23 protein-coding genes are annotated in these 22,624 nt (G+C 73.0%); 13 read left to right on the top strand and 10 right to left on the bottom strand.

The genetic code is table 11. From position 1 onward, the window contains the following. The first annotated feature begins 10 nt into the window (after window positions 1-10). The 6 genes from ACFVU3_RS22720 (at window position 11) to pssA (ending at window position 6,482) form a co-directional block, all read left to right on the top strand. Window positions 11-2,080, top strand: a complete 2,070-nt coding sequence (locus tag ACFVU3_RS22720) for a protein meaA (RefSeq protein WP_390068750.1) — start codon at window positions 11-13, stop codon at window positions 2,078-2,080. Next, window positions 2,077-3,051, top strand: a complete 975-nt coding sequence (locus ACFVU3_RS22715; RefSeq protein ID WP_390068748.1) for an HpcH/HpaI aldolase/citrate lyase family protein — start codon at window positions 2,077-2,079, stop codon at window positions 3,049-3,051. The genes ACFVU3_RS22720 and ACFVU3_RS22715 overlap by 4 nt, the downstream gene beginning before the upstream one ends. Window positions 3,052-3,055: 4 nt before the next feature. After that, on the top strand, window positions 3,056-3,580 hold the full coding sequence (locus ACFVU3_RS22710) for a MaoC family dehydratase (RefSeq protein WP_390068746.1): 525 nt from the start codon (window positions 3,056-3,058) through the stop codon (window positions 3,578-3,580). A gap of 2 nt (window positions 3,581-3,582) precedes the next feature. Next, complete coding sequence (locus ACFVU3_RS22705; protein WP_390068745.1) at window positions 3,583-4,788, top strand: acyl-CoA dehydrogenase family protein; 1,206 nt, start codon at window positions 3,583-3,585, stop codon at window positions 4,786-4,788. A gap of 169 nt (window positions 4,789-4,957) precedes the next feature. After that, entirely contained in the window at window positions 4,958-5,614 is a 657-nt protein-coding gene (locus ACFVU3_RS22700; RefSeq protein WP_390068743.1) for a phosphatidylserine decarboxylase, read from the top strand. After that, window positions 5,607-6,482, top strand: a complete 876-nt coding sequence (gene pssA, locus ACFVU3_RS22695; protein ID WP_390068799.1) for a CDP-diacylglycerol--serine O-phosphatidyltransferase — start codon at window positions 5,607-5,609, stop codon at window positions 6,480-6,482. Before ACFVU3_RS22700 ends, pssA begins: the two co-directional genes overlap by 8 nt. A gap of 58 nt (window positions 6,483-6,540) precedes the next feature. Here pssA and ACFVU3_RS22690 read toward each other — a convergent pair whose 3' ends face one another. The 7 genes from ACFVU3_RS22690 to ACFVU3_RS22660 all read right to left on the bottom strand — a co-directional run bounded on the left by ACFVU3_RS22690 (window position 6,541) and on the right by ACFVU3_RS22660 (window position 13,684). After that, a complete protein-coding gene (locus tag ACFVU3_RS22690) occupies window positions 6,541-7,527 on the bottom strand; it encodes a GNAT family N-acetyltransferase (RefSeq protein ID WP_390068741.1) in 987 nt (328 codons plus the stop codon). Window positions 7,528-7,585: 58 nt separating this feature from the next. Beyond that, window positions 7,586-8,680, bottom strand: a complete 1,095-nt coding sequence (locus tag ACFVU3_RS22685; protein ID WP_390068739.1) for a winged helix DNA-binding domain-containing protein — start codon at window positions 8,678-8,680, stop codon at window positions 7,586-7,588. Window positions 8,681-8,814: 134 nt separating this feature from the next. Next, entirely contained in the window at window positions 8,815-10,083 is a 1,269-nt protein-coding gene (locus ACFVU3_RS22680; protein WP_390068737.1) for an ABC transporter substrate-binding protein, read from the bottom strand. Then, window positions 10,080-11,147: a branched-chain amino acid ABC transporter permease gene (locus ACFVU3_RS22675; RefSeq protein WP_390068735.1), complete on the bottom strand. Its 1,068-nt coding sequence runs from the start codon at window positions 11,145-11,147 to the stop codon at window positions 10,080-10,082. The genes ACFVU3_RS22680 and ACFVU3_RS22675 overlap by 4 nt, the downstream gene beginning before the upstream one ends. Beyond that, window positions 11,140-12,030: a branched-chain amino acid ABC transporter permease gene (locus ACFVU3_RS22670; RefSeq protein WP_390068733.1), complete on the bottom strand. Its 891-nt coding sequence runs from the start codon at window positions 12,028-12,030 to the stop codon at window positions 11,140-11,142. Before ACFVU3_RS22670 ends, ACFVU3_RS22675 begins: the two co-directional genes overlap by 8 nt. Beyond that, window positions 12,027-12,905, bottom strand: a complete 879-nt coding sequence (locus ACFVU3_RS22665; protein ID WP_390068732.1) for an ABC transporter ATP-binding protein — start codon at window positions 12,903-12,905, stop codon at window positions 12,027-12,029. The genes ACFVU3_RS22670 and ACFVU3_RS22665 overlap by 4 nt, the downstream gene beginning before the upstream one ends. Then, complete coding sequence (locus ACFVU3_RS22660; protein ID WP_390068797.1) at window positions 12,902-13,684, bottom strand: ABC transporter ATP-binding protein; 783 nt, start codon at window positions 13,682-13,684, stop codon at window positions 12,902-12,904. Before ACFVU3_RS22660 ends, ACFVU3_RS22665 begins: the two co-directional genes overlap by 4 nt. Window positions 13,685-13,964: 280 nt before the next feature. Between ACFVU3_RS22660 and ACFVU3_RS22655 the strand changes: the two genes are divergently transcribed. The 3 genes from ACFVU3_RS22655 to ACFVU3_RS22645 all read left to right on the top strand — a co-directional run bounded on the left by ACFVU3_RS22655 (window position 13,965) and on the right by ACFVU3_RS22645 (window position 16,292). Next, the gene (locus tag ACFVU3_RS22655) at window positions 13,965-15,164 is read left to right on the top strand and encodes a PucR family transcriptional regulator (RefSeq protein WP_390068730.1); all 1,200 of its coding nucleotides are present in this window, start codon (window positions 13,965-13,967) and stop codon (window positions 15,162-15,164) included. 73 nt (window positions 15,165-15,237) lie between these two features. After that, complete coding sequence (locus tag ACFVU3_RS22650) at window positions 15,238-15,672, top strand: hypothetical protein (protein WP_390068729.1); 435 nt, start codon at window positions 15,238-15,240, stop codon at window positions 15,670-15,672. 17 nt (window positions 15,673-15,689) lie between these two features. Further along, window positions 15,690-16,292 (top strand): hypothetical protein, encoded by a 603-nt coding sequence (locus ACFVU3_RS22645; RefSeq protein ID WP_390068727.1) that lies wholly within the window; start codon window positions 15,690-15,692, stop codon window positions 16,290-16,292. Between the two features lie 44 nt (window positions 16,293-16,336). Here ACFVU3_RS22645 and ACFVU3_RS22640 read toward each other — a convergent pair whose 3' ends face one another. Beyond that, window positions 16,337-17,488, bottom strand: a complete 1,152-nt coding sequence (locus ACFVU3_RS22640) for a glycerate kinase (RefSeq protein ID WP_390068726.1) — start codon at window positions 17,486-17,488, stop codon at window positions 16,337-16,339. A 112-nt stretch (window positions 17,489-17,600) separates the two neighbouring features. On the opposite strand from ACFVU3_RS22640, the gene ACFVU3_RS22635 reads away from it, so the two are divergent. The 3 genes from ACFVU3_RS22635 to ACFVU3_RS22625 are packed head-to-tail and all read left to right on the top strand — an operon-like array spanning window position 17,601 to window position 20,994. Further along, window positions 17,601-19,307 carry a BCCT family transporter gene (locus tag ACFVU3_RS22635; RefSeq protein ID WP_390068724.1) on the top strand — a complete coding sequence of 569 codons (1,707 nt, stop codon included), beginning with the start codon at window positions 17,601-17,603 and terminating at the stop codon, window positions 19,305-19,307. After that, window positions 19,304-20,503, top strand: a complete 1,200-nt coding sequence (locus ACFVU3_RS22630) for an ADP-ribosylglycohydrolase family protein (protein ID WP_390068723.1) — start codon at window positions 19,304-19,306, stop codon at window positions 20,501-20,503. Before ACFVU3_RS22635 ends, ACFVU3_RS22630 begins: the two co-directional genes overlap by 4 nt. Further along, complete coding sequence (locus tag ACFVU3_RS22625) at window positions 20,500-20,994, top strand: NUDIX domain-containing protein (RefSeq protein ID WP_390068721.1); 495 nt, start codon at window positions 20,500-20,502, stop codon at window positions 20,992-20,994. The genes ACFVU3_RS22630 and ACFVU3_RS22625 overlap by 4 nt, the downstream gene beginning before the upstream one ends. A 46-nt stretch (window positions 20,995-21,040) precedes the next feature. On the opposite strand, the gene ACFVU3_RS22620 is transcribed toward ACFVU3_RS22625, so the two are convergent. Beyond that, on the bottom strand, window positions 21,041-21,244 hold the full coding sequence (locus tag ACFVU3_RS22620; RefSeq protein ID WP_360313700.1) for a type II toxin-antitoxin system VapB family antitoxin: 204 nt from the start codon (window positions 21,242-21,244) through the stop codon (window positions 21,041-21,043). Between the two features lie 64 nt (window positions 21,245-21,308). Between ACFVU3_RS22620 and ACFVU3_RS22615 the strand changes: the two genes are divergently transcribed. Continuing rightward, window positions 21,309-22,025 carry an NAD-dependent deacetylase gene (locus tag ACFVU3_RS22615; RefSeq protein ID WP_390068719.1) on the top strand — a complete coding sequence of 239 codons (717 nt, stop codon included), beginning with the start codon at window positions 21,309-21,311 and terminating at the stop codon, window positions 22,023-22,025. 90 nt (window positions 22,026-22,115) lie between these two features. Here the strand turns inward: ACFVU3_RS22615 and ACFVU3_RS22610 are convergent, their stop codons facing one another. Then, window positions 22,116-22,622 (bottom strand): methylated-DNA--[protein]-cysteine S-methyltransferase, encoded by a 507-nt coding sequence (locus ACFVU3_RS22610; RefSeq protein ID WP_390068717.1) that lies wholly within the window; start codon window positions 22,620-22,622, stop codon window positions 22,116-22,118. Between the last annotated feature and the right edge of the window lie 2 nt (window positions 22,623-22,624).

The following is a 22,624-nucleotide window of genomic DNA, read 5'->3' as shown; positions in this document are numbered from 1 at the left end:
GGTCCCGAAGATGACTGAGCGCCAGAAGGACCGGCCGTGGCTCATGCGGACGTACGCCGGTCACTCGACCGCCGAGGCGTCCAACGAGCTGTACCGGCGCAACCTCGCCAAGGGGCAGACCGGTCTGTCGGTCGCCTTCGACCTGCCGACCCAGACGGGCTACGACCCCGACCACATCCTCGCCCGCGGCGAGGTCGGCCGGGTCGGCGTCCCCGTCTCGCACCTCGGTGACATGCGCCGGCTGTTCCAGGACATCCCCCTGGAGCAGATGAACACCTCGATGACCATCAACGCCACGGCGATGTGGCTCCTGGCGCTCTACCAGGTGGCTGCCGAGGAGCAGGGTGCGGACATCACCAAGCTCCAGGGCACCACGCAGAACGACATCGTGAAGGAGTACCTGTCGCGCGGGACGCACGTCTTCCCGCCCGGCCCCTCGCTCCGCCTCACGACGGACATGATCGCGTACACGGTCAACAACATCCCGAAGTGGAACCCGATCAACATCTGCAGCTACCACCTGCAGGAGGCGGGGGCCACTCCGGTCCAGGAGATCTCGTACGCGATGTCCACCGCCATCGCGGTCCTCGACTCCGTCCGCGCCTCGGGGCAGGTCCCCGAGGAGCGGTTCGGCGAGGTCGTCGCCCGCATCTCCTTCTTCGTGAACGCGGGCGTCCGCTTCATCGAGGAGATGTGCAAGATGCGCGCCTTCGGCCGCATCTGGGACACGATCACCCGCGAGCGGTACGGGATCGAGGACGCCAAGCAGCGGCGCTTCCGCTACGGCGTCCAGGTCAACTCGCTCGGCCTCACCGAGGCCCAGCCGGAGAACAACGTCCAGCGGATCGTCCTGGAGATGCTGGCCGTCACCCTCTCCAAGGACGCCCGCGCCCGCGCCGTCCAGCTCCCGGCCTGGAACGAGGCCCTGGGCCTCCCCCGGCCCTGGGACCAGCAGTGGTCGCTCCGCATCCAGCAGGTCCTCGCCCACGAGTCCGACCTGCTGGAGTACGAGGACATCTTCGCCGGCTCCCACGTCGTCGAGGCCAAGGTCGACGCCCTCGTCACCGAGTGCCTGGCCGAGATCGACCGGATCCAGGAGATGGGCGGCGCGATGGCCGCCGTCGAGTCCGGCTACCTCAAGGCCCAGCTCGTCTCCTCGCACGCCGAGCGGCGCGCCCGGATCGAGTCCGGCGAGGACAAGATCATCGGCGTCAACGTCTTCGAGACGACCGAGCCCAACCCGCTCACCGCAGACCTCGACACCGCGATCCAGACCGTCGACCCGGCCGTCGAGGCCCGTGTCGTCGGCGCCGTGGCCCGCTGGCGCGCCGAGCGCCAGGAGTCCACGGACCGCCAGGGCGGCGGCGACCCGTTCGTCTTCCCCACCACCCAGCAGGCCCTGGAGCAGCTCAAGGCCGCCGCGCGCGGCACCGAGAACCTCATGGACGCCACCCTGGAGTGCGCCCGGGCCGGCGTCACCACCGGCGAGTGGGCCGGGGCGCTGCGCGAGGTCTTCGGCGAGTACCGCGCCCCCACCGGCGTCTCCTCCGCCCCGGTCGCCGTGCCGGCCGAGTCCGGCTCCCCGCTGGCCGAGGTCCGCCGCAAGGTCGACCGCACCGCCGAGGACCTGGGCATCGGCAAGCTCCGCTTCCTGGTCGGCAAGCCGGGCCTCGACGGGCACTCCAACGGCGCCGAGCAGATCGCCGTCCGGGCCCGCGACGCCGGGTTCGAGGTGGTCTACCAGGGCATCCGGCTCACCCCGGAGCAGATCGTGGACGCCGCCCTGGAGGAGGATGTGCACGCCGTCGGTCTGTCGATCCTCTCCGGCTCGCACGCCCAGCTCGTCCCGGACGTCCTGGACCGGCTCAGGGACGCCGGCGCCACCGACATCCCGGTCGTGGTCGGCGGGATCATCCCGAACGCCGACGGCGAGGAACTGCGCCGGGCGGGCGTCGCCGCGGTCTTCACACCGAAGGACTTCGGCATCACCGAGATCATCGGCCGTATCGTCGACGAGATCCGGAGAGCGAACAAGCTCCACCCCCTAGACGTCACTGCAAGCACGGAGGTCCCCGCATGACCAGCACCGCTTCCCCTGTGAACCGGCTGCGCCCCCGCCGCTCATGTCTCGCGGTGCCCGGCTCCAACCCGCGCTTCCTGGAGAAGGCCCAGGGCCTCGCCGCCGACCAGGTCTTCCTCGACCTGGAGGACGCCTGCGCCCCGCTGGCCAAGCCCGAGGCCCGCCACACCATCGTGAAGTTCCTGAACGAGGGCGACTGGACCGGCAAGACCCGCGTGGTCCGCGTCAACGACTGGACCACCCACTGGACCTACCGCGACGTCGTCACCGTCGTCGAGGGCGCCGGCCAGAACCTCGACTGCATCATGCTGCCGAAGGTCCAGGACGCCCAGCAGATCGTCGCCCTCGACCTGCTGCTCACGCAGATCGAGAAGACCATGGGCTTCGAGGTCGGCAAGATCGGCATCGAGGCGCAGATCGAGAACGCCCAGGGCCTGACCAACGTCAACGCCATCGCGCAGGCGTCGCAGCGCGTCGAGACGATCATCTTCGGCCCGGCCGACTTCATGGCCTCCATCAACATGAAGTCCCTGGTCGTCGGCGAGCAGCCGCCCGGCTACCCGGCGGACGCGTACCACCACATCCTGATGAGCATCCTGATGGCGGCCCGCGCCAACAACCTCCAGGCGATCGACGGCCCCTACCTGCAGATCCGCAACCAGGAGGGCTACAAGGCGGTCGCGCGGCGCGCCGCGGCCCTCGGCTTCGACGGCAAGTGGGTGCTCCACCCGGACCAGGTCGCCGCCGCGAACGAGATCTTCTCCCCGTCGCAGGAGGACTACGACCACGCCGAGCTGATCCTCGACGCGTACGACTACTACACCTCCGAGGCCGGCGGGAAGAAGGGCTCCGCGATGCTCGGCGACGAGATGATCGACGAGGCGTCCCGCAAGATGGCCCTGGTCATCTCCGGCAAGGGCCGCGCCGCCGGCATGCGGCGCACCAGCACGTTCGAGATCCCGGAGGCGTAGGGCCATGCAGTTCGGACGCACCTATGAGGAGTTCGAGGTCGGGGCGGTCTACAAGCACTGGCCCGGGAAGACGGTCACCGAGTACGACGACCACCTCTTCTGTCTGCTCACCATGAACCACCACCCGCTCCACATGGACGTGAACTTCGCGGAGAACACGACCGACTTCAAGCGGAACGTGGTGGTCGGCAACTACATCTACTCCCTGCTGCTCGGCATGTCCGTCCCGGACGTCTCCGGCAAGGCCATCGCCAACCTGGAGATCGAGTCGCTGCGCCACGTGGCGCCGACCTTCCACGGCGACACGATCTACGGCGAGACGACCGTCCTCGACAAGACCCCGTCGAGGTCGAAGACCGACCGCGGGATCGTGTACGTCGAGACCAAGGGCTACAAGCAGGACGGCACCCTCGTCTGCGTCTTCCGCCGCAAGGTGATGGTCCCGACCGCCGAGTACATCGACGCCCGCGGCGGCGAGCAGCCCGGCCGCCCCGAGCTCATCGAGCCTTCCAAGAAGTCGGAGAAGTAGTCATGGCGCGACTCGCCCAGACCCACGGTCTGACCGATGTCCAGCAGGAGATCCTCGCCACCGTGCGGGAATTCGTCGACAAGGAGATCATCCCTGTCGCGACCGAGCTGGAGCACCGCGACGAGTACCCCCAGCAGATCGTCGACGGGCTCAAGGAGCTCGGCGTCTTCGGTCTGATGATCCCCGAGGAGTACGGGGGCCTGGGTGAGTCGCTGCTCACCTACGCGCTGTGCGTGGAGGAGATCGCCCGCGGCTGGATGTCGGTCTCCGGCATCATCAACACCCACTTCATCGTCGCGTACATGCTGAAGCAGCACGGCACGCAGGAGCAGAAGGAGTACTTCCTTCCGCGGATGGCGGCCGGCGAGACGCGCGGCGCCTTCTCGATGTCGGAGCCGGGCCTCGGCTCGGACGTGTCGGCCATCACCTCGAAGGCGGTGAAGGACGGCGACGAGTACGTCCTCAACGGCCAGAAGATGTGGCTGACCAACGGCGGTACGTCAACGCTGGTCGCCGTCCTCGTCCGAAGTGACGAAGGCCACCCGGAGGGCACCGCGCCCCACAAGTCGATGACGACCTTCCTCGTCGAGAAGGAGCCCGGCTTCGGTGAGGTCCGCCCCGGCCTCACCATCCCCGGCAAGATCGACAAGATGGGCTACAAGGGCGTCGACACGACCGAGCTCATCATGGACGGCCTGCGCATTCCGGCCAATAGGGTCCTCGGCGGGGTCACCGGGCGAGGGTTTTACCAAATGATGGACGGCGTCGAGGTCGGCCGCGTGAACGTGGCGGCCCGTGGTTGCGGCGTCGCTCAGCGTGCTTTTGAGCTCGGTGTCCAGTATGCCCAGCAGCGTCACACTTTCGGAAAGCCGATCGCCCAGCACCAGGCGATCCAGTTCAAGCTGGCCGAAATGGCTACCAAGGTCGAGGCCGCCCATGCCATGATGGTGAACGCAGCACGCAAAAAGGACTCCGGGGAACGAAACGACCTCGAAGCAGGGATGGCGAAGTACCTCGCCTCCGAATACTGCAAGGAGGTCGTGGAGGATGCCTTCCGCATTCACGGCGGCTATGGATTCTCGAAGGAGTACGAGATCGAGCGCCTCTACCGCGAGGCGCCGATGCTGCTCATCGGTGAAGGTACCGCCGAGATCCAGAAAATGATCATTGGCCGCCGACTCCTGGAGGAGTACCGCCTCCAGGGATGATTGTCGGTTTTGAGTCGATTCGGCCGCGAAGAAGATCACACCCCGTGTTCGTCTTCCGGCCGTCGACTCGGTTCCTGGCTTGCCCAGTTGCGCCCCGCAACCGATAGCATCGCCGGAAAGCCGCCGTCCCCCGTTGCCAGCGCGGCATCATCCGCTACGAAGGTCATCCATGCCCCACAGCCCAAACTCTGCACACCGCGACAGCCTCAAGGGCGCACGCATCGCACGCGGAGCATCGCCGTGGCTTCTGCCGACCGTCGCCACGGCGGCGCTCAGCCTCGCGCGCTCCGGCCGCTCGAAGCGCGCCCGGGCCATCGCCGTGCCGGCCACCGCGCTCGCGGCCGGCATGCTGTGGTTCTTCCGCGACCCCGAGCGCGAGATCGCGCGCGGCCGGGTCATCTCCCCCGCCGACGGCGTGGTGCAGAGCATCATGCCCTGGAAGGACGGGCGCACCCGGGTCGCCATCTTCATGAGCCCGCTCAACGTGCACGTCAACCGTGCGCCGCTGGCCGGCACGGTGACCTCGGTGGAGCACGTGCCCGGCGGCTTCGTCCCGGCCTTCAACAAGGAGTCCGAGAACAACGAGCGCGTCGTCTGGCACTTCGACACCGAGCTCGGTGACATCGAGATGGTCCAGATCGCGGGTGCCGTGGCGCGGCGCATCGTGCCCTACATCCCGCAGGGGACGAAGGTCGAGCAGGGGGACCGGATCGGCCTGATCCGCTTCGGCTCGCGGGTCGACATCTACCTTCCGGAGGGTGTCGAGGTCGACGTCGAGGTGGGGCAGGTCACAACCGCGGGGGTGACTCGCATTGACCGTGATTGATCCCGACACACGAGCCGCCGACTGGGCCGCCGACGACGCGTCGGAGCGGGCCGAGGAGGCGGAGGAGATGCCGCTGTCGCTGAGGCTGTCCATAGCGGACGCCCTCACGCTCGGTAACGCCACGTGTGGCTTCATGGCGGTGTACTTCACCACCACGGGCATCCTGATCCCGCACCTCACCGGCAGCGCCGAGACGGGGATGGCACGCAACAGCGCCGCCACCGCGGTGATACTGATGCTCTGCGCGGCGATCTTCGACCTCTTCGACGGCATCGTGGCGCGCAAGCTCCGCAGCTCGCCGATGGGCGCCGAGCTCGACAACCTGTCGGACCTGATCAGCTTCGGTCTGGCGCCGGCGTACTTCGTGCTCGTCTACGGCATGGTCGCGGACGACGCGCAGCAGAAGGTCTCGGCGGTCGCCGCGATCGTGGTGCTGCTCGCGGTGGTGCTGCGCCTCGCGCGGTTCTCCTGCGTGACGATGAAGGACGGCATGTTCCAGGGCATGCCGAGCCCCTTCGGCGCGCTGACGGTGGTCTCGATCATCCTGCTCGAGCTGCCGTTCATCCCGACGCTGCTGGCGATCATCGGCACGGCGTGGCTGATGGTGAGCCGGGTCGAGTACCCCAAGCCGCGGGGTGTCCTCGCGGCGGCCATGCTCAGCTGGATCGTCGGAGCGATGGCCATGCTGGCCGCCTGGGCCTTCGACGCCCCGGGCGGGCAGTTCCTGCTCCAGGCCGGCTGCGCCCTCCAGGTCGTGCTGGGCGCCGTGATCCCCCTCTTCGCGACGGCCCGCCGCGTCAACACCTTCCGCGGCAACCGGCGTGAGAGCCGGGAGGCGCGGCAGGCGGAGGCGGCGCAGCTGCGCTGACCCCGGCCGTACGGAAACGGGTGAAGGGCCCGGAAGCGACTCGCTTCCGGGCCCTTCGTCATGCCAGGCGCTTGTAGTAGAGCGTGGTCGCCCGCAGGACGCCGGCCGGGTCGGCGGCGTACTCCGGGACGGTGCCGGCCGCGGTCCAGCCCGCGCCCCGGTAGAGGCGTTCGGCGGGGCTGTCGGTCTGGGTGTCCAGGACGAGGAGCGTGAGGCCGGTGGCGGCCGCGTGGGCCTCGGCGGCGGCCAGGAGGCGGCGGCCCAGGCCCCGGCCGCGGGCCGAGCGGTGGACGAGCAGCCGGGCTATCTCGCCGCGGTGGCGGCCGTTGGCGGTGTCGGTACGGAGGAGGGTGACGGCCCCCGTGACGGCGCCGTCCGGGCCGAAGGCCGCCCACACGTCCCGGCCGCCGGCGGCCCCGGCCCACCAGGCGGCCGCCTCGGCCCGCTCCAGGGGCGCCAGGAAGCCGACGGAGGCGCCGCCGTCGACGGCGTCCACGAGGAGCGCGGCGAGGCCGCCTCCGGCGTGGGCGCGGACGGCGGCGGGGGTCAGGCGCTCGATGCGGTCGCCGGGAGCGAGCCGCTTCCGCAGGCAGAGCAGGCCGGGACGGTCGTCCCAGGGGGCGGCCGGCTCGAAGCCGAGCTTGCGGTAGAGGGCGAGCGGGCCCTGCCGCCACTCCCAGACGGTGAGCCGGACGGACTCCGCCCCGGCCGCGGCGGCCCGGCGCAGCGCCTCGCCCATCAGGGCGCCGGCGAGCCCCCGGCCCCGGGCCTCCGGCTCGACCCAGACCCGCTTGACCTCGGGCACCGCCCCGGCCTTCAGGACGAGGCAGCCGACGGCCTCCCCCGTCTCCGGCGCGGTGGCGAGCAGCACGGTGTCGGCGGCGAAGGCGGTGACCGGGTCGTCGGCCTCGGCGCGGCGGGCGGCCGGGAGATCGGCGGGGCCGGTCACCGCGGCGCCCTTCTCGGCCTCGGTGGCCAGGTGGTAGGCGGTCAGCAGGGCGGGCAGCCGGGGGTGCGCGGCGTTCTCCTCGATGAGCACGTTCATGATCCGAGCATCACACCGGGAGGTTTCCGGCAGGTGAAAAACGGCGGGAGAGCCTGGCTCAGGCCGCTGCCACCCGGACGCCGTCGCTCGCCCCGTCGGTCAGGAAGGCGGCCAGCGCGCCGCCCTCCTCGGTGACAGCGGCGCGCTCCGCCCGGGAGAGGGGGCGGAGCGGGGCGACGGCGAGGACGCCCTCGTCCAGGGTCCAGGTGGCGGAGACCCGGCCGTCCACCAGCAGGACGCGCTCGCCGGCGACGGAGAGCCCGCGGTGGGCGTCGTCGATGATCCGGCCGCGGTCCTGGTAGCCGAGGATCGCGTTGTCGAAGGCGGGCAGGAACCGGACGGGGGCGGGGGTGTCCGGATCCGGGCGGGGCGCGTCCGGCAGGTCGAGGAGCTCGCGGCCCCGCTCGTCGCGGAAGGCGACGAGCTCGTCCCGTACGGCCTTCACGGCGGCGGGCAGTCCGGTGAGGCCGCACCAGGCGCGGAGGTCCCCGGAGGAGGCGGGGCCGTGGGCGGCGAGGTAGCGGCGGACCAGGGCCTGGCCGACCGGGTCGGTGCCGTCCTCGGGGAGCGGCGGGACCTCGCGGCCCAGCCAGGCCGCGAGGGTCTGGTTGCGGACGCCTGCCCGGGCGCCCCACAGGCCGCGCGGGGGCAGCTGGACCATCGGGATCACGCCGGCGACGAGCAGTTCGCCGAGGGCCCGGCGGGGCGGGGCCGGCCACCGGTCGGCGACCGCCTCGACGAGCTCGGCCATGGTGCGGGGGGTGCCGTCGGCCATCACGGCGCGGCCGGCGGCGGCCAGCTCGTCCGGGTCGACGCCGGCGAGCTCGGCCTTGTAGGTGGTGAGGACGCGTCCCTGGAGCATGGTGCCGTGGCGGGCGCGCCAGGCCAGGGCGTCGTCGGCGGTGACGAGGTGGACGGTGCGGCGCATGAGATGGGTGCGGACGACCTCGCGTCCGGTCAGGAGGGCGTCCAGGGCGCCGGGCCGGAAGTCCCGCACCCGCGACCAGAGGCCGGTGAACGGCTCCTGCGGCTCCTGCGCCTGCATCCCGCAGAGGTGGGCGACGACGGCGTGGGCGGGGGCGTCGGTGCGGTCGAGCAGGTGCTGGCGGGCGAGGGCGGCGCGGTTGAGGGCGCGGGTGTCGAGGACGGTCATGCCGTCACGCTCCCACGGAAAGAGGACGGATTCCGTCCTCTTTCCGTGGGCGTCGCGCCGCGGACCCGTCGCGCCGAGGGCGTCACGCCGTGGACGTCACGCCCTGGGCGTCGCGCCGTGGACGCCTCGCGCGGTCAGGGCGTGAAGCTCTTGGCGGCCTCGGAGACGAACGGCTGCCGGACCGTGCGCATGCCGCCCGGGACCTTCTTGTCGGGCTGGAGGATGACGGACTGGCGGGACGACGGGGACTTCGGGTCGCTGAAGTCGTGGGTCATGCCGAAGCCGGGGTCGTGGGCGCTCAGGATGAGGAGCGCCTTGGCGACGCCCTCCCGCGTGAGGTCCTCCTTCTCGCACGCCTTCCTGAGGATCTCGCCGAAGGCGGTCGCGGCGGTCCAGCCGGCGACGACGCCGTTGTCGAGGCCGTCGTCCGGGTACGCGGCCGCGTAGTCGGCGGCGAGCTTCTTGGCGACCGGGGTGTCGGCGCCGATGGGGAGGCTCGGGGAGGCGAACCAGTACATCTTCTCCAGGGCCGGGCCGGCCTGCGTGCCGAGGAGCTGCGGGGCGAAGGCCGAGTTGTTGCCGACGACGGGGACGCGCAGGCCGGTCGCGGCGGCGACGCCGACCAGGGAGGCGGCCTGGCGGGGGCCGGCGCTGACGAGGACCGCCTTCACCCCGGCCTGCTTGAGGGCCGCGACCTGCGCGGACATGTCGTTGTCGGTGGGCTTGATCTTCTGCTCGACGATGGTGAGGCCGGCCTTCTCGGCGGCGTACTTCGAGCCCTTGAGCGCGTTCTCGCCGTAGTCGCCCTCGAAGTAGACGTGGCCGAGCTTGTCGCCCTTCCCGAGGCCCTTCTCGGTGACGAGGAAGTCGACCGCGTTGATCGTCTCCACGTCGTAGGTGGCCCCGAGGACACGGATGTACGGGGAGCCGAGGAGCGAGGCCGACCACGCCTGGGGCATGACCAGGCCCTTGTCCTGGCCGTCGACGCGCTGCTTGACGGCGGCGACGAACGGGGAGCCGATGAACTGGGCGTAGCCGACGACCTTCGGCTCCAGCTCGGTGTAGGCGGCGAGCGCCTTCTGCGGGTCGTAGCCGTGGTCGCGGACGGTCAGCTCCAGCGTGCGTCCGCAGATGCCGCCGGCGGCGTTGGTCTGCTTCACCCACAGCTGCTGGGCCTGGGTGACGCTCTTGCCGAGGGTGGCGTACACGCCGGTCATGTCGGTGAGCGCGCCGAGCGCGATGGTGGTGTCGGTGACGCCCTCGCCCATCTTCACCCCGCCCGCGCCGGTCGCCTTGCCGTCGCCCGTCTTCGCCTTGGAGCTGCATCCGGTGGCGGTGAGCGCGACCAGCGTCGCGAGCGCCGCGGCGAGGCCCCGCACGGCCGCCTGTCGTCTGTGCTTCATCGTGTCTCCCCTGAGGGTCGGTGGATCGGGGTGCGCGCGACGAGCCTCGCGAGGCCGCCGGGCAGGAAGAGGACGACGCCGACGACGGCGGCGCCGTAGAGGTAGCGGGCCGCCTCGCCGGGCGCGATGCCGCCGGTGCCGGGGGCGGAGACCAGCGGCAGGGCTTCGGCGTACCGGTTGAGGACCTGCGGGAGCAGGGCGACGAAGATCCCGCCCGCGACGGCTCCGGCGACGGAGCCGAGCCCGCCGATGACGATCATCGCCAGGTACTCCAGGGAGAGCGCCATGCCGAAGTACTCGGGCACGGTCCGCTGGAAGACCAGGGCGAGCAGGACGCCGGCGAGGCCCGCGTACATGGAGGAGAGGACGAAGACGGCGGCCCGGTGGCGGGCGACCGGGATGCCCATGACGCCGGCCGCGATCCGGTGGTCGCGGATGGCGTTCATGGCGCGCCCGGGGCGGCCCCTGAGCACCCCGCGGGCGAACAGCACCCCGGCGAGGAGCAGCGCCAGGCCCAGGTACCAGAGCTTCTCGACGGCCCCGAACGGCACCTGGGCGACGAGGAGTTCGGTGTCGTCGAAGGTGAGGCCGAAGAGGTTCAGCGGGGGGACGGCCCGGCCGTTGTAGCCGCCGGTGAGGTCGTGGGCGTTGAAGAGGACGTGCTGGCCGATGAAGATCAGCGCGAGGGTGGCGATGCCGAGGTACGCGCCGTGCAGCCGGCCGGCGATGGGGCTGAACACCCCGCCGGCGAGGCCCGCGAGGCAGACGGCGAGGACGGCGGCGAGCCAGCCCGGCAGGCCGAGGCCGGAGAGGCCGTCGGTGCCGTCGCCGGCGAGGGCGCAGTAGCCGTAGGCGCCGACGGCGAGGAAGAAGGCGTGGCCCATGGAGAGCTGGCCGGTGGCGCCGGTGAGCAGGTTGATGCCGATGGCGCCGATGGCGGCGGCCATCGCGAAGAGCCCGGCCTGGAGCCAGAACCGCTCCAGGTAGAAGGGGAGGGCGAGCAGGACGAGGGCGGCGGCGGCGAGGCCGTACGCCTTCGCGGGGATCCCGGTGCGCTCAGACACGGGCGAGCTCCTTCGTGCCGAAGAGGCCGGCCGGACGGATCAGCAGCACCACGACCATCACCAGGTACGGGGCGAGGTCGCCGATGCCGCGGCCGAGGAAGGCCAGGTCGGACTGGTAGCCGGTGGCGAGGGACTCGACGACGCCGACGATCAGTCCGCCGGCGAGCGCGCCGGTGGTGGAGTCGAGGCCGCCGAGGATCGCGGCCGGGAACGCCTTCAGGGCGGCGAGCGAGGTGCCGCGCTCCAGTCCGGGGGTGGGGAAGACGGTGAGGAAGAGCGCGGCGACGGCGGCCAGCGCGCCGGCCACCGCCCACGCCCCGAGGGAGACCCGGCCGAGCCGGACGCCCATCAGGGCGGCGGTCTCCTGGTTCTCGGCGGCGGCCCGCATGGCCACGCCCCAGGAGGTGTGCCGGAAGGCGAGGAGGAAGGCGGTGATGAGGAGCGCGGCGGCGAGCAGGGCGGCGATCCGGGTCTCCGCGATCGTCACCGGGCCGAGGGTGACGACGGCGTCGCCCCACGGGTCGCCGAGGGCGAGGATGTCGGTGCCGATGCGCCGGGTCAGCTCGGTGGCGAGCAGGATGTCGACGCCGATGGTGACGATGGCGAGGACGCTGTGGTCGGCGCCCCGGTGGCGGCGCATCACGAGGAACTCGACCGCGGCGCCGACGACGGCCGCGCCGGCGACCCCGGCGGCCAGCGCGGGCCAGAAGCCGAGCGGTTCGTGGAGGACGGCGACGAGGTAGCCGCCGGCCAGGAGCAGCGAGGCGTGGGCGAAGTTGACCACCTCGGTGGCGCGGAAGATGACGACGAAGCCGAGGGCGATGAGGGCGTAGACGGAGCCCAGGGAGAGCCCGTTGATGAGGAACTCGGCGAAGGTGCTCACGCGGCGGTCTCCTCTCCGAGGTAGGCGCGGACGACCGCCGGGTCGTTCTGCACGTCGGCGGGGCTGCCGTCGGCGATGCGGCGGCCGAATTCGAGGACGGTGACGGAGTCGGCGAGCCGCATGACCAGGCCCATGTCGTGCTCGACGAGGAGGACGGAGATGCCGAGGCCGTCGCGGACGCCGGCGATGACGGCCGCGGTGCGGCGCCGTTCGTCGGCGGTCATGCCGGCGACCGGTTCGTCGAGGAGGAGCAGGGTGGGCTCCATGCAGAGGGCGCGCGCCAGCTCGGCGAGCTTCTGCTGTCCGTACGGGAGCGAGCCCGCGGGCTTCGCGAGCTGGTCGCCGAGGCCCACGAAGTCCGCGATCTCCCGGACGCGGGCCCGGTGCCGGGCCTCCTCGCGGGCGGCGGACGGCAGCCGGAGCCCGGCGGCGAGGAAGCCGGTGCGGGTGAGCCGGTGGCGGCCGAGCATCAGGCTGTCCTCGACGGTGGCGCGCGGCGGCAGGGCCAGGTTCTGGAAGATCCGGCCGACGCCGAGGTCGGCGATCCGGTGCGGCGGCAGCGCGGTCAGCTCGTGCGCGCCGAGCCGTACGGAGCCGGAGGTGGCCCGGTACACCCCGGAGAGCACGTTGAAACAGGTGGACTTCCCGGCGCCGTTGGGCCCGATGAGGGCGTGCACGGTCCCGGGGCGCACGGTGAAGCCGACACCGTCGAGGGCGGTCAGCCCGGCGAACCGGACGGTGAGGCCGGTGACGGTGAGGGCGGGGACGTCGGCCCGCGGCGAGGCGCCGGCGGGGGCCGGGGGGTCTGCCGGGGTGCGCGGGGCGGGGACCTCCGGATCGTCCGGGGTGCCGTCCGGCGGTGGGGCGGTGCTCATCGGTTCTCCTTGCGGCGCAGGCCGCGGGCGGGGCCCCGGGCCTCTTCGTCCCAGCGGGACAGGACGGGGTGGGTGGCCTTGGCCCGGGCGGCGTCCTCGGCCGCCTCGGCGTCCACGACCCCCAGGTAGCGGCGGCGGACCTCGTCCGAGGCGGCGAGTTCCTCCGCCGGTCCGGAGAGGGTGACCTCGCCGACCTCCAGGACGTACGCGTGGGAGGCGAGCCTCAGCGCGAGCGCCGCGTTCTGCTCGACGAGCAGCACCGCCGTGCCCTGGGCGTTGATCTCCCGGACCGCGTCCGCGATCCGGGCCGCCATCAGCGGGGCGAGCCCGAGCGACGGCTCGTCCAGGAGCAGCAGCTCCGGGGCGGCCATCAGGGCCCGGCCCACGGCGAGCATCTGCTGCTCGCCGCCGGAGAGCAGCCCGGCGGGCTGCCGGGACCGCTCCGCGAGGACGGGGAACAGTTCGTGGACCCGGCGCAGCGCGGTCGCCTTCGCGGCGCGGTCGCCGCGCCGGGCGAGCCCGCCGGCCCGCAGGTTGTCCTCGACGGACATCCGGGCGAAGACCTGCCGTCCCTCCGGGACCTGGCAGACGCCGGCCGCCACGACCCGGTCGGGCGTCAGCCCGTCGAGCGGCCGGCCGGCCGCGGTCACCGTGCCGGAGACCACCGCCCCGCCGTGGAAGCGCAGTGTGCGCGAGACCGCCCGCAGCAGTGTGGACTTGCCGGCGCCGTTGCCGCCCAGGACGGTGACGACGGCGCCCGCGGGCACGGTCAGCGACACGCGCCGCAGCGCGTGCACCGGTCCGTATCCCGCCGTCAGATCCGTCACCGTCAGGGCGGGTGCGGTACCTCCCATGACTCCCCTTCCGGGCCGCCTTGTCACTCGGCCTTGTTACTGGCCGTTCGGTGGCGCTCACCCCAGCACCGCGCCCGACCGCCCGTCCACGCCCGGCTCCACAAACGCTGCCGGTGACCAGCGGGGCCGCCGGAGGGCTGTGCATGCGCACAACGCTGCGCGTCAGGGCGTTGCCGTGGGGCGCGGGGCGGTGGATGCTCCCGCCATGGGACGGCGCAGACGGCGGACCGGTGACGACTGGAAGGTGCTCGCCCGTGCGTGCACGGCGCTTCTGGAGCGGGTGCCGGAGCTGGTGGACGAGCATCTGACGGAACTGCACGCGTACGAGCCCGCCTACGGGCGGATCGTGCCCTACGACCAGCACTGGCAGGAGGCGCACGAGGCGATGCGGATCGGGATCGAGATGATCTCGGCGCCCCGGCACTCGCCCCGCCGCGACCTGGAGCACGCGGAGCTGCTGGGCCGGCGGCGTGCCGAGCAGGGCATGCCGCTGGAGCTGGTGGTGCACGCGTACCGGCACGCCGGTCACCTGGTGTGGGAGGCGCTGATCGAGGGCACGGGCCCCGACGCGGCCCAGCTCGCGGCGCTGATGCAGTCGGCGACGACGGTCTGGTCGGCGGTGGACGCGCAGGCCGACCGCGCCTCGGAGGCGTACCGGGCGACCGAGGCGGAGCTGCGGCGCCGTACGGACGAGCAGCTCCAGGCGCTCCTCGACGAACTGCTCGGCGGCCAGCGCGCCCCGGAGATGGTGGCGCGGGCGGCGGCGGGCCTCGACCTGCCGGAGCAGGGGCGGTACGCGGTGGTGGTGCTGCGCCCGGACCGGCGCGAGGAGCGGGAGCCGTTCCACCGTCAGGCGCGGGGCGAGGGGCTGCGGTTCCTGTGGCGGATGCGGGCCGACTGCGAGATCGGGGTGGTGGCGCTGGCCGAGGGGACGGGCCTGGACGCGCTGGCGGAACTCCTCGACGGGCGGTGCCCGGGCCCCGGGGGCATCAGCCCGGTCGTGACCGGCCTGACCGAACTCGGCCGCGCCCGCCGCCTCGCCGAACTCGCCCTGCGCACCTGCCCGCCCGGCACCCGCCAGGTGGTCCGGCTGGACCGCCGGATGGCCGGCGCGCTGATTGTCGGCCAGCCCGACCTGGCCGAACTCCTCGTCACGGACGTCCTCGGCGCCCTCCTCGAACTGGACCCGGCGGACCGCGCGGTGCTCCTGGAGACGCTGGACGCCTGGCTGGACTGCGAAGGCTCGGCGGGCCGCGCCGCCGGCCGCCTCTACTGCCACCGCAACACGGTCTTCAACCGCCTGCGGCGCCTGGAGCAGCTGACGTCCCGGTCGCTGTCCCGGCCGCGTGACCTCACGGAGATGACGCTGGCGCTGGACGCGTTCCGGCTGACTGCGCCAGGGTGAGCGGATGACGTCCGAGCCCTCCCCTCCCGCGCCTCCTCGCCCGCGCAGACCTCCCCTGTCCAGAAGCACCCGCATGATCCTGCGGGTGACGACGGCACTGGCGGTGGCCGTCGGGGCGTTGGCCTGGATCGCCGCCGACCTGCTGATCGTCCCCGCCGATCAGCGAAGTCTGGACGTCGCGGACGTCGAGGGCGTCTGGACCGAGGAAGGCGGTGGAGGGCGCCTCACCATCCGCGGGGACGGCACCGCGTCCCTGACGGGGGCGTCATTGTCCGCGTCCTGCGAGTGGCTGATGGAATCGGTCGCCCAGCCGGCCGGCCTCACATGGACGTTCGGCGACAGCGATGAGCCGCGGGCGCTCTTCATGAGCTTCCAGGAGCCCGCTGCCCACAGCTGCGGCCTCTATGTCGGCGTCGACGGCTCCGGCGAACGGGCGATCGTTCACGCAGGCAACTGGGCGGACGCCGACGGTAATCGCTACAGCGACTACGTACGCGAGCCCCGATGACGTGGCAGGATCCCCCCGTGACCATGACGACGAACATGCGTACGACACCACGGTGGACGACTCTCGGGAAGGTTCTGATCGCGGTGGGGCTGCTGGCTCCGGTGGTCCAGGCGCTGGGGTCGCTGGTGGCGGAGTCGACGCGGCTGGTGGTGCTGCTGGCCGTGTTCGGGGCGCCTTGGCCGTACTGGCTCGCCCTGGCGGTGCTGTGCGCGGTGGGCGTCCGGTTGGCGGGCAGGCGGGGGTGGGCGCGTGAGGGGCTGGTCGCCGTGTGCGCGGCGGCGGCCGTCCTGCTCGTGTTCGCGCGGGTGGTCCTCGGCGACTTCCTCTCCCCCGGCTGGGAGGAATCCGAGCGCTGGGCGGCGCCGGGCGGTGCGGAGCGGTACGTGACCGTGGACACGGGCGCCGCGCTCATCGACCCGCTGTGGCGGGTGACGGTGGTCTCCGGCTCGGGTCTCACCGCCCGGAGCCATCCGGTGGCCACGTTCGGCGAGCGGTCGGGCTTCGTCGCGGTCGCCTGGGACGGCCCGGACGCGCTCCTGGTCTCCGGCAGCGACGGTACGACGCGGATCACGCTGGACCCGTCGACCGGCGCTCCGGACCGGACGGTCGACGCGGCCTGACGGCCGCGAAGGCCGGGCGTCGCGGAACGCCCGGCCCGTACCCGCTACGCCAGGAAGTCCCGCGCGATGTGCGAGGCCACTTCCTCCAGGAGGGGGCCCGCGTTCGGGATGGACTTGGCGGGGTCCGGCTCCAGGGCGGAGAGCGGGTAGGCGCGGCGGATGCCGGCCGCGCCGAGGGCCTCGGGCGGGAGGGCGAGGCGGCCGCAGACCGCGACGACCTCCTTGCCGGCCGCGCGGGCCGCCGCGGCGACGCCCGCCGGGGCCTTGCCGTGGAGGGTCTGCTCGTCGAGGGAGCCCTCGCCGGTGATGACGAGGGTGGCGCGCTCCAGGGCGGGCGCGAAGCCGAGGACGTCGAGCATCAGCTCGATGCCGGGGCGGAAGCCCGCGCCGAGGAGGAGCGCGCCGTAGCCGATGCCGCCGGCGCCGCCCGCGCCCGGAGAGGCGGCGAGCTCGGCGGCCTTCGGGCCGATCGCCTTCTCCAGGACCCGCGCGTAGTGGGCGAGGGCCGTGTCGAGGGTCTCGACGTCCTCCGGCGTGGCGCCCTTCTGCGGGCCGTAGACGGCCGGCGCGCCCTTGGGGCCGGTCAGCGGGTTGTCGACGTCGCTGGCGAGGATGAACTCGACCTCGGCGAAGCGCGGGTCCAGGGCGGAGAGGTCGGCGGAGGCCAGCTCGGCCAGGGCCGCCCCGCCGGGGCCGACGGGCTCGCCGTCCGCGTCCAGGAAGCGGGCGCCGAGCGCGGCGAGCATGCCCGCGCCGCCGTCGGTGGTGGCGCTGCCGCCGACGCCGAAGACGAGCGTGGTGGCGCCCGCGTCGAGCGCGGCCCGCAGCAGTTCGCCGGAGCCGTACGTCGTGGCGGTCAGCGGGGCGAACTCCCCGGCGGGGAGGAGCTGGAGGCCGGACGCCTCCGCCATCTCGACGACCGCGGTGGTGCCGCGCAGCGCGAACGCGGCGGTGACCGGTGTGCCGACGGGTCCGGCGACCTCCACCTCGCGCCGCTCGAACCCGGCCGCGACGGCCGCCGCGACCGTGCCGTCGCCGCCGTCGGCGACGGGCAGGGCCTCGACCGAGAGGCCGGGGACGACCTTCCGGAGCCCCGCCGTGACCCGCTCCGCGACCTGTACGGCCGTGAGCGAGCCCTTGAACTTGTCGGCCGCCACCAGCACGTGAGCGACCTGAGTTGCTGCTCCGTCCGTCACCTTGCATCCCTTGCTTTCGAACAGGCAGTCGCGCCAGGGCCGACCCTATCCGTACCGCCAGACGGCGTGCCACCCCCGGATAACGAGAAATGTCCGACCATAGTGGGCTCACATGAGCACGGATATGAACGACCGGACGTCTCCGGATCACGTACCGGAACGCCACGCCCCCGACGCGAAGGTCATCGGGATCGGGGTGGCCGCCGTCGTCGCGGTCGTCGGCTGGGCGGCGCTCGGCAAGGACTCCTTCGACAGCGCCTCCTCCACGGCCCTCTCCTGGGTCCTGGCCAACTTCGCGTGGCTGTTCGTGATCGCCGCGGACACCTTCCTGGTGCTGTGCGTGGTGCTCGCGCTGAGCCGCTTCGGCCGGATCCGGCTCGGCGCGGACGACTCGGAGCCGGAGTTCACGAATCTGGCCTGGATCGCGATGATGTTCAGCGCCGGCATGGGGATCGGTCTCATGTTCTACGGGGTGGGCGAGCCGCTCCAGCACTTCCTGGACCCGCCGCCCGGCGGTGGCCCGGCCGGTACGGGCGCGGCGGCGCGCACGGCGATGGAGTACTCGTTCTTCCACTGGACGCTGACCCCGTGGGCGATCTACGGGATCGCCGGGCTCGCGCTGGCGTACGCGGGCTTCCGCAAGGGCCGCGGCAACCAGCTGAGCAGCGCCTTCGTCCCGCTCCTCGGCGCCCGCAGGGCCGCGTCGTGGCAGGGCCGGGCGATCGACCTGCTCGCGGTCTTCGCGACCGTCTTCGGCACGGCGACGAGCCTGGGCCTGGGCACGCTCCAGGTGGCCGAGGGACTGGACCTCACCCTGGGCGTCGACGCCTCGACGACCACCCAGCTGATCATCATCGCCGCCCTGTCGGCGGCCTTCGTCCTGTCGGCCTTCTCCGGCCTGCACAAGGGCGTCAAGTGGCTGTCGACGCTGAACATCGTGCTCGCCGGCTGTCTGGCGCTCTTCGTCTTCCTGCTCGGCCCGACCGTCTACGTCCTGGACACGATCCCGGCCTCGGTCGGCGGCTACCTGCACGAGCTGCTGCCGATGGCGAGCCGCACCGGCGCCTTCACCGACCGCGACTGGCTGGGCGCCTGGACGATCTTCTACTGGGCGTGGTGGCTGTCCTGGGCGCCGTTCGTCGGCACCTTCATCGCCCGGATCTCGCGCGGCCGGACGATCCGCGAGTTCCTGGTGGGCGTGCTGCTCGTGCCGTCCGGGGCGACGGTGGTCTGGTTCTGCGTGATGGGCGGCACGGCGATCCGGCTGGAGTCCACGGGCGAGGCCGATCTGGCGACGGCGGTGCGGGACGGCGCCGAGGCATCGCTCTTCGCGATGCTGGACGCGCTGCCGCTGGGCACGGTCAGCTCGGTCGTCGCGATGCTCCTGGTGATGACGTACTTCGTCACCAGCGCCGACTCGGCCTCCCTCGTCATGGGCTCGCTGACCAGCCGGGGCTCGCTGCACCCGCCGACGTGGCTGGTGGTGACCTGGGGCGTGCTGATGGCGGCCGTCGCGGCGGTGCTGCTGGTGGCGGGCGGCCTGGACTCGCTCCAGACGGCGACGATCCTGGTGGCCCTGCCGTTCGTGGTGGTCATGCTGGTGCTGTGCTGGGCGCTGGTGAAGGAGCTGCGGGAGGATCCGGGAGCGGGCCCGGCCCGGCACCACGCGCTGCACGGGCTGCGGGACGCGGTGCGGACCCTGGTCGGCGAGGCGATGACCGAGCAGGGCGGCTCCACCCGGCACCCCCGGCCGCACCGCGCGGCCCGCTCCCGCGCGGACACGGAGGGCGACGAGCCGACGAAGGACGGCGGGGCATGACGGACGGCCCCGGGCAGCGCCCGGACCCCGCCGACCCGGCCCCCGCCGACCCGCACCACCCCGCACCGGACCCCGGCCCGACACCCGCCGCGCCGACGCCCGCCACCCCTGCCCCTGTCCCCGCCCCCGAGCCGGAGCCCGACCCCGGCCTCGCCGACCGGATCCTCGGCGGCTGGACCGGGCGGATCGCCGGGAACATGCTGGGCAAGCCCGTCGAGCAGGGCGAGCACTGGACGCGGGAACGCATCGACGCCTACCTGCGGCTCACCGACGCGCTCCCGCTCACCGACTACCTGCCGCCGCCGCCCGCCGGCGCGACCGGCTTCGCTCTGCGGCCCGAGTGGCCGCTCTGCGTGCGCGGCGGGATCCGCGAGAGCTGCCGGGACGACGACGTCGACTACACCCTGCTCGGGCTGCACCTGCTGGAGACGCACGGCTTCGGCTTCACCACCGAGCAGGTGGGCGAGCTGTGGCTGCTGCGGCTGCCGTACCTCCAGACGTACACCGCCGAGCGGGCCGCGTACCGGAACCTCGCCAACGGGCTGCGACCACCGCTCACCGCCACCTACGACAACCCCTACCAGGAGTGGATCGGGGCCCTGATCAGGGCGGACGTCTACGGCTGGACCTGTCCCGGCGACCCGCGCCGGGCGGCCGGGCTGGCCCGCAGGGACGCGGTCGTCTCGCACACCGGGAACGGGGTGTACGGGGCGATGTGGGCGGCCGCCCTGGTCGCCGCCGCCTTCACCGCCCCCGACGCCCGCTCCGCGCTCGTCACGGCCCTGGAGGTGGTGCCGCCGGGGAGCAGGCTGGCCCGGACCGTGCGGGAGACGATCGCGCTGTACGAGGCGGGGCTCGGCTGGTCGCGGACGCTGGACGAGCTGGCGGCGCGCACGGCCGGCCTCGGCTGGATCCACGTGGTGCCGAACGCGGCGGTGCTGACCGCCGGACTGCTCTACGGCGAGGGCGACTTCACCCGCACGATCGCGCTGACCGTGCGCGGCGGCCTCGACACCGACTCCAACGGCGCGACGGCCGGGTCGGTGGCCGGGGTGCTGTGCGGGGCGGCGGCGATCCCGCCGCAGTGGTCCCGGCCGCTGCGCGACCGGGTGCGCAGCGCGGTGTACGGCTTCGACGGGGCCGGGATCCGCGAACTCGCCGGACGGACGCTGCGGCTGGCTACGCTGACCGTGTGACCCTCACCGATTACGCCACGTACATCGCCGGCCTCCCCCGCGTCCTGGCCGGCTCCGCCGCTCTCTTCCGGGACACCGGGGGCAGGATCCTCGTCCTGGAGCCGAACTACCGCGAGGGCTGGGTCCTGCCGGGCGGCACGGTCGAGTCCGAGACGGGCGAGACGCCCCGCCAGGCGGCCCGCCGGGAGACCGCCGAGGAGATCGGTCTGGACGTGCCGCTGGGCCCGCTGCTCGCGGTGGACTGGGCGCAGAGCACGGCCCGGCCGCCGGTCGTCGCCTACCTGTACGACGGCGGGGTGCTGTCCGGGGAGCGGCTCGCGGAGATCCGGCTCCAGGAGTCCGAGCTGGTCTCCTGGAAGCTGATCGACCGGTCCGAGGTCACGGCGCACCTGCCGGGCAGCCTGGGCCTGCGGGCGCTGGCCGGACTGGAGGTGCTGGACGGCGGCCGCGGCCCTGCGGAGCTGGAGAACGGCCTGCCCGCGAACGGCTGACCGGGCCCGCGCCGTCGGCCCCGCGGCGCTCCGGCCGAGTCCGCGGTCAGCCCTGCGGGGGTTCCGGCGGCAGCATGTCGCCGGTCCGGTTGGCCTCGTCGCGGGTGGCGGTGCGGGCCTCCGTGCGGTGGCCGCGCGCGATGTAGTCGCGGACGACCGCCTCGACGGCGTCCTGCGGGCTGCCGACGCCCGCCAGGACCATGACTTCCACGACGAGTTCGGCGTCGAGCGCGATGTTCACCTTGGCCATGGGCGGAACCTAGCACCGGGAAACCCGGTCGCGGGAGCGGATCCGGGATGCCTAGTCTCCCGGCATGACGATGGTCGCGATCCTCAGCGGTGCCGGTATCTCCACGGACTCGGGCATCCCGGACTACCGGGGGCCGAACGGGCTGTGGCGGAAGGACCCGGAGGCCGAACGCCTGGTCACCTACGGTCCGTACATGGCGGATCCGGAGGTCCGCCGCCGCTCCTGGCGGATGCGGCACGACGCGCCCGTCCTGACGGCCGAGCCGAACGCGGCGCACCGCGCGATCGCCTCCTTCGAGCGGACCGGGAACGCGCTGCGGGTGATCACCCAGAACGTGGACGGGCTGCACCAGGCCGCCGGGGTGCCCGACCGCAAGGTCTTCGAACTCCACGGCACCGTCCGGTCGGTGGTGTGCACCGCCTGCCACGCCCGCACGCCGATGACGGAGGCGCTGGAGCGGCTCGACGCCGGCGAACCCGATCCGGCGTGCCGGGACTGCGGCGGGATCCTGAAGCCGGCGACGGTGATGTTCGGGCAGCGGCTGGACCCGGTGGTGCTCGGGAACGCGATGTCGGTCGCCAAGGCCGCCGACGTGTTCATCGCGGTCGGTACGAGCCTCCAGGTGCAGCCGGCGGCCTCGCTGGCCGGGATCGCCGCCGAGCACGGGGCCCGGCTGATCATCGTGAACGCCGAGCCGACCCCGTACGACCCGCTCGCCGCCGAGGTCCTGCGCGAGCCGATCGGCACGGCGCTCCCGGCCCTCCTCGACCGGCTGACCTAGGCCGTCCCGTCCGGATCTCGCCCGCCCCGGGCCGATCCGGCCCGCCCCGGCCCGAACCGCTCCGCCCCGGCCGGCCCCGGGGAGAACGGCCTAGAAGAGCGCGTCGGGCAGGCCGGAGCCTCCCGACTCGAAGGCGAGCAGCCGCTTCTTCCGGTCGACGCCGCCGCCGTAGCCGGTGAGGCTTCCGCTGGAGCCGATCACGCGGTGGCAGGGGACGATGATGCTGACCGGGTTCTTGCCGTTGGCGAGACCGACCGCGCGGGAGGCGCCCGGCTTGCCCAGGGCCTCGGCGAGCTCGCCGTACGACCGGGTCTCCCCGTACGGGATGAGCAGGAGCTGCTCCCAGACGCTCTGCTGGAAGGGGGTTCCCTCCAGGTGGAGCGGCAGGTCGAACTCGGTGAGCTCGCCCTCGAAATAGGCGTCGAGCTGACGGATCGTCTCGCCGAACGGGCGGGTGTCCCGGTCTCCGAACGTCTCCTCCGGCGGGCGGTGGCGCTGTTCTGTCATGTAGACGCGGCTGAGGACGCCGTCGACGGCCACCAGGGTCAGCGGCTCGTAGGGGCTGTCCACGACCGTGTGCACGACGGTGCGGGGCATGG

This window comes from Streptomyces sp. NPDC058052 (genome assembly GCF_042885515.1).
Taxonomy (GTDB): domain Bacteria; phylum Actinomycetota; class Actinomycetes; order Streptomycetales; family Streptomycetaceae; genus Streptomyces.
This window is presented reverse-complemented; position numbering and strand designations above follow the sequence as displayed.